This window comes from Zoogloea sp. (assembly GCF_028689785.1).
GTDB lineage: Bacteria > Pseudomonadota > Gammaproteobacteria > Burkholderiales > Rhodocyclaceae > Zoogloea.
Window position 1 is genome coordinate 1 of sequence record NZ_JAQVCN010000091.1, and the last position, 11,427, is coordinate 11,427.

Consider the following 11,427-nt stretch of genomic DNA (forward strand, 5'->3'; position numbering starts at 1 on the left):
CAGACGGACATGAAGAAGCTTGTGGCCTATTCTTCGATTTCTCACATGGGTTTTGTCACGCTTGGTTTCTTCATCTTCAACCCGCTGGGTATTGAAGGTGCGCTCGTTCAGATGATTTCCCACGGCTTTGTCTCCGGGGCAATGTTTGCGTGTATCGGTGTGCTGTACGATCGCATGCACTCTCGGCAGATTGCGGACTACGGTGGTGTCGTGAATGTGATGCCTAAGTTTGCTGCCTTGTTCATGCTTTTTTCTATGGCTAACTCCGGGCTTCCCGCGACCTCAGGCTTCGTTGGTGAGTTCATGGTTGCGTTGGGAGCTGTCCAGTACAATTTCTGGGTGGGTTTTGCTGCCGCGACGACCTTGATTGTCGGTGCTGCTTATACGCTTTGGATGTACAAGCGGGTCGTATTCGGAGCCATCACCAATCACCATGTTTCCGAGCTTACCGATCTCAACAACAGGGAGTTTGCGTTTCTCGTGATCCTCGCTGTCTGTGTGCTGGTTATGGGTATCTATCCCTATCCGATCACAGAGGTAATGCACGCGTCTGTCAATGACCTGCTCAAGCATGTATCTGTGAGCAAGCTCTGACCTCGAAGTAAACGACACAAAACCCTCCGGATTGTGGGCTGAAGATGAACTTTGTTATTCCTGACTTTTATCCTGCTGCGGCTGAGTTGTTCGTCGCTGCCATGTCGTTCGTCATTTTGCTTATTGGGACGTTCAAGCAGAATGCACGTAATTTGGTGTATACCCTCACTCAACTAACCCTCGTTTTCGCTGCGGTAATTACCTGGAGAACGATGGATGGCCAGGTTAACTTCACGTTCAGCAATATGTACGTGGATGATCTGATGGGTGATTTCCTGAAGCTTATTCTGTACCTTTCGGTGGCAGTTGTGCTTCTGTATTCCCGTGGCTACATGAACGACCGGAAGATGGAGACCACGGAATACTATCTTCTTGCCATCTATGCGACGCTCGGCATGATGGTGATGATTTCCGCCAATCACTTCCTGACCATTTATCTTGGCCTGGAACTGCTGTCGCTTGCTCTCTATGCCATGGTGGCACTTGAGCGGGACTCCGCCAGGGCGACAGAAGCTGCCATGAAGTACTTTGTTCTCGGTGCGCTTGCGTCGGGGTTGCTTCTGTACGGTATCTCGATGATCTACGGCGCTACGGGGACGCTTGAGATTTCAAGCGTTGCACAGGCCATTTATCATCAGGCAGGTAACCGTACCGTGCTGATGTTCGGTCTGGTGTTTGTGGTAGCTGGCCTTGCCTTCAAGCTCGGTGTCGTGCCGTTCCATATGTGGATTCCCGACGTGTATCAAGGGGCACCTGCGGCGATTACTCTGTTCATTGCCTCCGCACCGAAGCTTGCTGCGTTTGCCATGGCCATGCGGCTGCTCGTCAACGGTCTGTTCGAACTTGCGGAACAGTGGCAGTCAATGCTGATGTTCCTCGCTGTGCTGTCCATCGTTCTCGGAAACCTCGCGGCAATCGCTCAGACCAACTTGAAGAGAATGCTGGGTTACTCCGGTATCTCTCATATGGGTTTCATGTTGCTGGGGTTGATGTCCGGCGTGGTCGGTGGTGATCGTCATTTCGCGCTCAACGCCTACAGCTCTTCGATGTTCTATGTCATCTCTTACGTCCTGATGAGCATGGCGTCCTTCGGTGTCATTCTCCTGATGTCCCGCTCTGGTTTTGAGGCCGAGTCGTTGGATGATTTTCGCGGGCTTAACAAGCGTAACTCCTGGTTTGCGGGCGTTATGGCAATGGTCATGTTCTCGATGGCGGGGATACCGTTCTTTATCGGCTTCTTTGCTAAGTTCTCGGTTCTCCAGGCTGTGGTTGCTGCCGGTTACATCTGGCTTGCTGTGCTGGCTGTTGTGATGTCTCTCATCGGTGCGTTTTATTATTTGCGCGTGGTCAAGATCATGTTTTTTGACGAGCCCGCTGATTCTGCGCCGCTAACTGCCACAACTGACATGCGTGTGGTGTTGTCGCTTAATGGTGTTGCTATCGCTGTGCTGGGGTTGATGCCGCAGACTTTGATGTCGCTCTGTGCTTATTCTCTGCTGGGCTCGCTTTAATAGGCGCCCACTTTCGAGTGGGTAGGAATCAAAGGAGGTTGGGGTGGCTAAATTTCTTGTCGCTCTGGGCGTGCTTGGTTTGCTGGCCAACCTCCCTTTTTTTTGTTCCCGTTTCATGGGGGTTCTCCCCATGAGAGCCCGTAAGCTTGGGTTTGCCTTGTTCTTTGAGGTAGCGCTGTGTTATGCGCTGGCTTTGCTTGGGCTGGGTTTGGTTGAGTCCTATTTGGAGGGTCTGAACTACAAGCAGGGATGGGAGTTTTATGTCGTGGTCTCGTGCCTGTTTGTCGTGGCCGGCTTTCCCGGCTTCGTTCATCATTTTTTTTGGAGAACCCCTGCAGCTAGCCAGACAGCGCAGGGTGGGTGAAAGTCGGTTATCTCTGGCTTTCGAAGTGGTTGGCTTGTCTGATAGTTTTCAGCTCCGTTGTCGGTGAATATATCTGTTCATTCCGCATGAATTCTAAAGTCGATAACTTCGTGATTGTGGGCCGTACCAGTGATGATCGTACGTTCCGCCCCAGCGACTGGGCGGATCGTCTTTGCGGCATCATGTCTGCCTTTGGGGCAGACCATCGCATGACCTATTCACCCTACGTGCGGCCTGCATGCAATTTGCGCGGGGACAAGACTGTGCTGGTTGACGCACGTATTCACGATATAGAGCCCCTCGCCTATAACTTCCTGAAGAATTTCGCAAAGGATAATGATCTTCAGGTCGAGTTTCTTCCTGACGATTACTTTATCTGAAGGCCGTCTGGCCGGCCGTTCGCGCCCCGGGCTGTCGTTGCCGCTGAAGCGTTATCTGTCACCTTTGTCTCCTTTTGGGGCTTTCCCGAAGTGCCTGCGCAGCCTTGGTAAGCTGGAGCTCAGCGGGAGTTCGCGTTGTTGTTTGGGCGAAGGTTCTCGTCTATGGCCCAGACGGCGGCTTCAAGGCGGGATCGGAACTTGAGCTTTTTGAGCAGGTTCTTGATGTGGACCTTTACCGTGCCTTCGGCGATATTCAGGTCGCGGGCGATCAGCTTGTTTGATAGACCATTGGCGAGGCAGCCGAGAATATCTCGCTCCCTATCCGTGAGGGGGGCGAGGGAGCGCTCTGCGGCTTGCGCTTCTTCTCGCAGGGATCTCGCGAGCAAGCCGTTCAGGCTTTCGCTTATGACGATCCTGCCGCGCTGCGCTTCCACTATCCTTTCTAGCAGTTCTTCGGGTTCCATATCTTTCAGCAGATAGCCGTCGGCACCGGCACGGATTGCGGCAACCAGATCGTCTGCTGCATCTGATACGGTTAGGATCAGGATCCTGGCAGCCAGATCAGCTTCGCGCAGGGCGCGGAGGGTCTCGATGCCGTTCATGCCCTTCATGTTCAGATCCAGTAGGATCAGGTCGGGCTCAAGCCCCTTCGCCATCTCCAGTCCTTCTTCTCCACTCGACGCTTCGCCGATTAGATGTAGTTCGCGGTTGAGGGCGAGCAACTGGGACACGCCCTTGCGGAAGAGAGGGTGGTCGTCAATGATGAGCACGGAACTCGTGGCTTTGATGTTCACTGTGGGCTTCCTAAATTGATGGGAGGCGCGTCCTGAAGAACAGGTTGATTTGGGAATGTGAGCTCGACCCGTGTGCCGCCGCTGTTCCGGTGAAGAACTTTGAGGTCGCCCTCCAGGTTTTGAGCTCGGTCGCGCATGATCACGATTCCGTACCGATGCATCGGGGTGTTATTTTCGTCGAAGCCGATCCCGTCGTCTTCGATACTGACGGTGAGCAGGTTGGCGTCAGCATTCCGGAGTGTGACGGACACATGTCTGGCTTCGGCGTGGCGCTCGATGTTTGAAAGCGCTTCCCTGATTATCTGAAGGACGTGAATTTCCCGGTGGGGTGGGAGTTCAATGCTGCTCAGGTTATTTTCCAGTGTGATATTCAGTCCTGTTCGTCGTCGAAAGTCCTGTACTGTGTCGTCAATGGCGGCGGGCAGGCCTCGGCCGTCTATGCGCAGGCGGAAGGTTGTAAGGAGTTCTCGGAGCTGACGGTAGGCCTCGTTGAGTCCATCCCGTAGTTCGCCTACCACTTCATTGACAGGTTCCGGGCGCGGTTGGGGCCCTAAAAGGTTCTGCAGACGGGTGACCTGAATCTTGAGGTATGAAAGCGATTGGGCGAGGGAGTCATGGAGCTCTCGGGCAATCACCGAACGCTCGTCCAGAAGCGCGAGCCTGTGGCGTTCCTCGTTCCGCTGAGTGGTCGCCAATGCGTTGCCGATGTGTCGCCCGACGGCTTCAAGGAGTTCGATTTGCCATTTGTCGAGGTGTTTGCAGTCTGCTTGCTGAAGCAGCATTGCTCCATGACTGCGCATACCGTCGAATAGGGGCACCGAGATGTTCCATTCGTCAGGCGAAGCGTCACGCATGCGGATGGTTGGCTGTGTAGCGCTGTCTTGATTGCAAGCATGGTATTCCGGGCGGCACAGCTCTGCTTCGGGCAAGGGCGCCTCCGGATCGGCCTGTACCACGACGCTCATGCCATCGGCCCGTGTGAGGCAGAGGACCCCGGCGCGGATACCGATCACCTGGGCGACCTCTTGGAGAACCTGTTGCAGCGTGCCCTTGCTGACGGCGCGTTCGGAGAGCGCTCGTATGGTGCGATAGAGGAGATTCAGGGATTGGTTGCTGCGGGCCAGCTCCTCGGTCTTTTCCATGACCCTGTTTTCCAGTTCGGCGTAGCTCCGAGACAGATCCTCGACCATGAAGTTGAAGGCTTCGCCGAGTTGCCCTAGCTCGTCGGGCTCACGAACTGTAACTCGTTGGCTGAAATTGCCTCTTCGCACCACCTTCGCCAGTCCCAGCAGTTCGCTGAGGGGGTTCAGTACGTATGTCTTGAGCTGGATGACTGCGGAGGCCCCAACGATCAGCAGCAGGGCCAGGGAGATGCCTTGCACGAGGCGCAAGGCTTGGAGTTTGGTCTCCAGCCCATCCTCCACCAAGGCGACCAGTCGATCAATATGCGCCACCATCTGTGTCGTGTCAGCCTGGAGGGCGAGTCGGGCTTCTGCGTCAGGCCCGGCTCTTTGAGCCGCGGGGCGGAAGTGGTTGCGCCAGAGATTTCCTACGCTTTCGTAGGCTTGGCGCACAGGGTCGTCGGAGCTCACGGGAATGACGCGGAGAAGATCGGGGTGGGTGTAGCGCGCCTCGAAGTCGGTCACCGCCTGGGCCAGCAGGGGATAGCGGACATCTCCGGTATCCAGTCCCACGGCGGACTGAATCGCGTAGGAGTGCATGCGCAGGGCGCCTGCCATGTTGATCGCCCGGGCTTCACCGGACGACAGTTCGACCACCGTGATTGAGGCAAGGATGGAAATGGCGGCGAGCGTGGCAATCGCGGCGATCCAGCCTCCAAGACGGATGACGACCGAGGGGCGTCCGGCGCCGGGCGGATTTCGCTGACCGATGGTTGGGGCACTCAAGGCGTAGTCTCCGGTTGCCCTGACGGGGCGTCATTTTGGGCCTGGTGAAGGGTGGATGGGAATTTGTGCAGGTGCTTGGCGGCAGAAAATGGGAGTAGGGCAATCTCGCCGGTAGAGGTGCTGAGCGGTCTCATTGAATAGTGGGATTTTTGAAAAGTCATTTAAAAGCAATTTGTTGTGATTGTTTTTATGTAAAATGCAGATACCTATTAGGAGGTATTTGAGTTGATTTTCAGCCCTCCGGGAGCATGATCTAAGTCAAATCCGCATAGTTGAACGGCTCCTAGACTGCGCGGCATGTCAAAGGACAGCCACTTAACTTTCGGTCTGTCCTGCACATATACGAGCGGGGAAAACCATGCATACCAGCCTTGATGACTTGTCCTTGATCCTTGGTGAGATCACTCTCTTCCGAGCCCTTCCTGAGCACGTGATCAGTGATATCGCCCGTTCAGCAGATATCGTCAGCCTTGCCAAAGGCAAGGCTGTCTACGCGGCGGGAGATCGTCCGCGTGCCCTGTACCATGTCATGTCCGGCCACCTAAAGGTTTCCGTGTCGTCTCAGGATGGCGGCGAAAAGGTGATCGAGATTCTGTCACCCCAGCAGCTTTTCGGGGTTGCTGAGTTGTTCGGCGATTCGCCTTGCGTGTCGTCGGTGGAGACCGTGACGCCTGTCGTCATGCTGGCCGTGGGCAGGGACAGTGTGCTGCGTGCTATCGAACAAGAGCCGGGTCTTTCCCGTCGCATGCTCAGTGCCATGGCCCAGCGGCAGTCGTCCATAGAGAGGGATATTGCGGCAGACTGCTTCCAGTCGGGCACGGCCAAGGTTGTGGATTACCTCCTGAGGTTGGCGGGGCCCGGTATTGACAAGAGCAGGGTGGTGGAGCTCGAACTCGAGATCCCCAAGCACGTGTTGGCAGCGCGCATGGGCTTCACCCCGGAAACCCTGTCGCGCATTTTCCGTGAGCTGTCAGATGCGGGAATGATCCATGTGCATGGCAAGCATGTCACGCTGATGGAGGCCTTTGTCCGCACGCATGCGGCTCCGCCGGCCCTCCGCCGGGATGGCCCTGTTGGTGCCTCCCGTGCGCCGATCTCCCACGGCAGTACTTGGTTCTCACGCAGCGGGGCCGGGCAGGCTGCGGCCTTCGGGGCCCGTAGCGCCTGAACAAAGCCGTATTCCGAGGGCACAGTGCCTTGGAGTATCCTTCGCTCCTCGCTCAACCGACGGAGTGGCCGATGCTTGTCAAGGATTCCGATTTCAATAGTCTTGTACCGGGGCTGCCGCTGAGCCGACGGACCTTTGTCGGTGGCTCCCTGGCGGCCGGCTTTGCGCTGGCAGTGCGCCCGGCCCAGGGCCAGAGCGTTATCCAGACCGAAGCCAGCGGGCTTTCCACGGGGGATATCAGCATCAAGGCTACCGACGGCGTGCCGGTTCGGGCCTACTGGGTCCAGCCGTCCGGCAAGGGGCCTTTTCCGACGGTGTTGGTGGTGTCCGAGATTTTCGGTTTGCATGAGTACATTCGGGATACCTGCCGTCGGCTGGCCCGACAGGGCTACCAGGTCATTGCGCCGAATCTCTTCCAGCGTCAGGGTGACCCGGCGAGTGTGGGAAGCGTTGCCGAGATCCTCTCGACTATCGTCAGCAAGGTGCCCGATGCCCAGGTTATGAGCGATCTGGATGCCTGCGCCGCCTGGGCGGGGGCAAACGGCGGGGATCCGGCCCGGCTGGCGATCACCGGCTTTTGCTGGGGAGGGCGGATCAGCTGGCTTTACGCTGCTCACAATCCGCAACTGCGGGCCGCCGTGGCATGGTACGGCCGGCTGACTGGTGTGGCCACCGGCACCTCGCCCAAGCATCCTGCCGATCTGATTTCCCACATCAATGCGCCAGTGCTCGGCCTATATGGCGCCAAGGACCAGGGAATTCCAGTGTCTGATGTGGAGGACATGCGCGAAGACATGGCCCGGGCCGGTAAACGGGCTGAATTTGTCATCTACCCCGAGGCGGGGCATGCCTTTCATGCGGACTATCGGCCAAGCTATCGGGCCGAGGATGCCATTGACGGCTGGGCCCGCATGCTGGCCTGGTTCCGGGACAAGGGCGTTTAGCCGGCCGGGAGGCCGAAGCGCTCAGCTGCGCAGGCTGATCACCGGCCAGTTCCGGGACGTGGCGTGGGCGCGCAAGGTGTCGTCCGGGTCCACGGCGATAGGATTGTTTACCTTGCCAAGCAGGGGCAGGTCATTGTGGGAGTCGCTGTAGAACCAGCTACGCTCGAAGCTCGACCAGCAAAGGCCCAGGCTTTCCAGCCAGGCTTCAACCCGCTCGATCTTGCCATCCTTGAACGCCGGAGTGCCCCGAGGTTTGCCTGTGAAAGCACCGTTTTCCTGGGCTGGGACAGTGGCGATCAGGTGGGGAATGCCGAAGGCACGGGCAATCGGATAGGTCACGAAGCTGTTGGTGGCGGTAACGATGGCGACCACCGCGCCGGCCTCCAGGTGCCGATTCACTAATGCTCTGGATTCCGCCGTCATCATCGGGAGTATCCGGCTGGTCATGAACTCCTTGTGCCAGGCGTCGAGTTGCTCGCGGCTGTGGCGGGCCAGGGGTTTGAGCTGGAAGTCCAGGAATTCGTAGATGTCCAGGGTGCCTGCTTTATATTGGTCGAAGAAGGCCTGGTTGCGGGTTTCGTAGACTTCCTTGTCGAGAACGCCACGAGAAATCAGGTATTGAGCCCACTCGAAGTCGGAGTCACCGGCGAGCAGGGTGTTGTCTAGGTCGAAGAGTACGAGTTCCATCTTGGTCGCTTTAAAGGCTCAGGTCGCGCTGCAGGATTTCCCGCAGCAGGGGCAGGGTTATTGCGCGTTTGCGTTCCAGCGAGGCGGCATCGAGGGCGTCCAGGGTACGCAGCAGGCTGGTCAGGTCGCGGCGACCGTGGCGCAGGAGGTACTGGACAATCTCCGGGTCGAGGCGCAGGCCGCGCGCCGCAGCCTGGGCGTCGAGAATGGCCAGGCGGTCGTCGTCGTTCAGTGCCTTGACCTCGAAGATCAGGCTCTGGCCGATGCGGGTGCGCAGGTCTTCACGCAGATTCAGGTGGAGCGGGGCTGCGCAACCGCTGGTGATCAGGGTCATGCGCTGGCTGCGGGCCGAGTTGAAGGCCCTGAAGAGGGCGATCTGGGCATCCGGGCCAAGGGCCTCCACGTCATCTACGGCAAGCAGCAGGGCGGGGGCCTCGGGCAGAGTGTCCGTCACATCTTCGGCCCGCAGGTAACAGGCCGGCCGACCGGCCTGGGCTGCCGCGGTGACCACGCTGCGCAGGAGGTGGCTGCGGCCGCTGCCGGCATCGCCCCACAGGAAGAGATGCTGGGGTACGTCCGCCACGGGAATTGCTTCGTAGAGGGCGGCCAGCAGGTCGGCGTTGGCCGCGGCGACGAAGTTTTCCAGCAGCGGTGGCGCGTCGGCGTGCAGATCGAGGGTGAGTTGCTTCACGAGGTAGTCTCGCCGTTCACACCGGGCAGGGGCGGGCAGGCGACATTTCGGCTAAAATTCGGGTTTGTTTGCGCGGGGCGGATGGAAATGTCCAGCTGTCTGCAGCGCAAGGCCCGTTAATGTAGCCGGTCGCGGCGGGGCGCTCAACCCGACGAGCGCAATCCTCCTGCCTGCCGGTCGCTTCAAATGAGATCAAAGAACCCATGAGCTCCCTTACCTATCGCGATGCCGGTGTGGATATTGACGCCGGCGATGCCCTGGTTGACCGTATCAAACCCTTTGCCAAGCGCACCATGCGCCCTGAGGTGATGGGCGGGATCGGCGGCTTCGGTGCCCTGTTCGAGATCTCGAAGAAGTTCAAGGAGCCCGTGCTGGTTTCCGGTACCGACGGTGTGGGCACCAAGCTCAAGCTGGCCTTTCAGCTCAACAAGCACGACACCGTCGGCCAGGATCTGGTGGCCATGAGTGTCAACGATATCCTGGTGCAGGGTGCCGAGCCCCTGTTCTTCCTGGACTACTTTGCCTGCGGCAAGCTGCATGTGGACACCGCTGCTACCGTGATTCAGGGCATCGCCCAGGGCTGCGAGCTGTCCGGCTGTGCCCTGATTGGTGGTGAAACCGCCGAAATGCCGAGCATGTACCCGGACGGTGAGTACGACCTGGCCGGCTTTGCGGTGGGGGCGGTCGAGAAGTCGCGGATTATCGATGGCTCCACCATCCGTTCGGGAGACGTGGTGCTGGGCCTCGCATCCAGCGGCGCCCACTCCAATGGTTACTCCCTGATCCGCAAGGTGATCGAGATTGCCAAGCCGAACCTGGAAGGCGATTTCCATGGCCGCAGCCTCAAGGATGTGATCATGGAGCCCACCCGCATCTATGTGAAATCCCTGCTGGCGCTGATGGAGAAGCGGGACGGCTTGGTGAAGGGCATGGCGCACATCACCGGCGGCGGGCTGCTTGAAAACGTGCCCCGTGTGCTGGCCGACAATCTCACGGCTGTGCTCAAGAAGGACGCCTGGGAGATGCCCTACCTGTTCCAGTGGCTCAAGCACGCTGGCAACGTGGATGCTCAGGAGATGTATCGGGTGTTCAACTGCGGTATCGGCATGGTGGTGATCGTTGCCCGGGAAGATGTGGATGCCGCCACCGAGCAGCTGCGTTCCACTGGCGAAACGGTTTACAACCTGGGCACCATCGAAGCCCGAGCCGAAGGCCAGGCGCAGACCGTAGTGATCTGACGAACTGCCCGACGAGCAGGTGCGGCTGTGAGAGCGGGCCCTTTGAGGCCCGCTTTTCATTGGCTGCGTTGGTGCTAGCCAGCAGCATCTTTACCCGGTTTTACCTTAGGGTGACGCCAGCTTACGCCTGAGGCGCGGATGATCTACGGGTCGCTGCGCGCGTTGCGCAGAGCTATCCGCCTTGCCCCATGGATTCCCCTTTCCCCGTGCCGCAGATCGCGGCCATGCGGCCAGTGTTGCCGCTGATCCTCACCGCGCTGCTCGGTGCCTGTGCCAGTGTCGGCCCCGATTACCGTGCCCCCGTGATTCAAGCGCCGGCTGTCTGGCAGGCCCCGACGGCCGGCACGTATCGGGTGGAGAGTACCGATCTTGCTCGCTGGTGGACCCAGCTGTCTGATCCTCTACTCACCTGCCTGATCGAGGAGGCCCTTCAGGCCAATCCGGATCTGAAGGCTTCAGCAGCAGCCCTGCGTGCAGCCCGAGCCAGCCGGAGCCTGGTCTCCGCGAACCGCTTCCCCACGCTCAGTGCTGGGGCTGGAGCCAGTCGCAGTACGGCATTTGGTGCAGACAAGAGCCTCTACGATGCGGCCTTCGATGCCAGTTGGGAGCCGGATGTCTTTGGCGCCAATCGTCGGGCGGTGGAGGCGGCTGATGCCGATCTGGCCGCCGGCCTGGCCGACCTGCACGCCGCCCAGGTTAGCCTGGTGGCGGAGGTGGCCCTCAATTACGTGGAGCTGCGGGCCTATCAGGCCCGCCTCGGGATTGCCCGCAGCAATCTTGGCAGCCAGTCCGAAACCCTGCAGATCACCGACTGGCGCGCCCGGGCAGGACTGGTGGGCAGCCTCGACGTGGAGCAGGCACGCAGCAATCGGGACACCACGCGGGCGGTGATTCCCTCCCTGGAGACTGGGCAGGCGGAGGCGGAACATCGACTTGCCCTGCTCACCGGGCGGAGTCCCGGCAGCCTTCATGTGCGGCTAGTGGCTCCGGAAGGCGCTGCAGCTGTGCTGCCCGTGGTGCCGGAGCAAGTGGGCCTGTTCATTCCGGCTGAGGCTCTGCGTCAGCGCCCCGATGTGCGGGCTGCCGAGCGCCGGGCGGCCGCCGCGACGGCCCGGGCGGGGCAGGCTGAGGCGGCCCGCTACCCGGGCC

The 11,427-nt window shown here is 59.3% G+C and carries 12 protein-coding genes; 8 read left to right on the forward strand and 4 right to left on the reverse strand.

Annotation, left to right across the window (positions count from 1 at the left end; genetic code table 11):
- The 4 genes from PHI64_RS22210 to PHI64_RS22225 all read left to right on the forward strand — a co-directional run.
- The coding region (locus PHI64_RS22210) for a proton-conducting transporter membrane subunit (RefSeq protein ID WP_299888132.1) at window positions 1–594 on the forward strand (594 nt) is incomplete at its 5' end.
- Between the two features lie 44 nt (window positions 595–638).
- The gene (gene nuoN / locus PHI64_RS22215) at window positions 639–2,105 is read left to right on the forward strand and encodes an NADH-quinone oxidoreductase subunit NuoN (RefSeq protein ID WP_299888135.1); all 1,467 of its coding nucleotides are present in this window, start codon (window positions 639–641) and stop codon (window positions 2,103–2,105) included.
- 43 nt (window positions 2,106–2,148) lie between these two features.
- Complete coding sequence (locus PHI64_RS22220) at window positions 2,149–2,469, forward strand: DUF2818 family protein (RefSeq protein ID WP_299888138.1); 321 nt, start codon at window positions 2,149–2,151, stop codon at window positions 2,467–2,469.
- Between the two features lie 86 nt (window positions 2,470–2,555).
- The gene (locus PHI64_RS22225; protein WP_299888167.1) at window positions 2,556–2,849 is read left to right on the forward strand and encodes a DUF3579 domain-containing protein; all 294 of its coding nucleotides are present in this window, start codon (window positions 2,556–2,558) and stop codon (window positions 2,847–2,849) included.
- A 119-nt stretch (window positions 2,850–2,968) separates the two neighbouring features.
- Here PHI64_RS22225 and narL read toward each other — a convergent pair whose 3' ends face one another.
- Entirely contained in the window at window positions 2,969–3,643 is a 675-nt protein-coding gene (gene narL / locus PHI64_RS22230) for a two-component system response regulator NarL (RefSeq protein WP_299888141.1), read from the reverse strand.
- Complete coding sequence (locus tag PHI64_RS22235; protein WP_299888144.1) at window positions 3,640–5,550, reverse strand: histidine kinase; 1,911 nt, start codon at window positions 5,548–5,550, stop codon at window positions 3,640–3,642. Before PHI64_RS22235 ends, narL begins: the two co-directional genes overlap by 4 nt.
- 358 nt (window positions 5,551–5,908) lie before the next feature.
- On the opposite strand from PHI64_RS22235, the gene PHI64_RS22240 reads away from it, so the two are divergent.
- Together PHI64_RS22240 and PHI64_RS22245 are read left to right on the forward strand one after the other, a co-directional pair.
- Window positions 5,909–6,718 carry a Crp/Fnr family transcriptional regulator gene (locus PHI64_RS22240; protein ID WP_299888148.1) on the forward strand — a complete coding sequence of 270 codons (810 nt, stop codon included), beginning with the start codon at window positions 5,909–5,911 and terminating at the stop codon, window positions 6,716–6,718.
- A gap of 71 nt (window positions 6,719–6,789) precedes the next feature.
- Complete coding sequence (locus PHI64_RS22245) at window positions 6,790–7,662, forward strand: dienelactone hydrolase family protein (RefSeq protein WP_299888151.1); 873 nt, start codon at window positions 6,790–6,792, stop codon at window positions 7,660–7,662.
- Between the two features lie 21 nt (window positions 7,663–7,683).
- Here PHI64_RS22245 and PHI64_RS22250 read toward each other — a convergent pair whose 3' ends face one another.
- On the reverse strand, window positions 7,684–8,349 hold the full coding sequence (locus PHI64_RS22250) for an HAD family phosphatase (RefSeq protein WP_299888154.1): 666 nt from the start codon (window positions 8,347–8,349) through the stop codon (window positions 7,684–7,686).
- Between the two features lie 10 nt (window positions 8,350–8,359).
- Entirely contained in the window at window positions 8,360–9,040 is a 681-nt protein-coding gene (gene hda, locus PHI64_RS22255; protein ID WP_299888157.1) for a DnaA regulatory inactivator Hda, read from the reverse strand.
- 203 nt (window positions 9,041–9,243) lie between these two features.
- Here hda and purM point away from each other — a divergent pair, with 203 nt between their 5' ends.
- Together purM and PHI64_RS22265 are read left to right on the forward strand one after the other, a co-directional pair.
- Complete coding sequence (gene purM, locus PHI64_RS22260) at window positions 9,244–10,278, forward strand: phosphoribosylformylglycinamidine cyclo-ligase (RefSeq protein WP_299888160.1); 1,035 nt, start codon at window positions 9,244–9,246, stop codon at window positions 10,276–10,278.
- Window positions 10,279–10,466: 188 nt separating this feature from the next.
- On the forward strand, window positions 10,467–11,427 hold a 961-nt coding region (locus PHI64_RS22265), incomplete at its 3' end, for an efflux transporter outer membrane subunit (protein ID WP_299888163.1).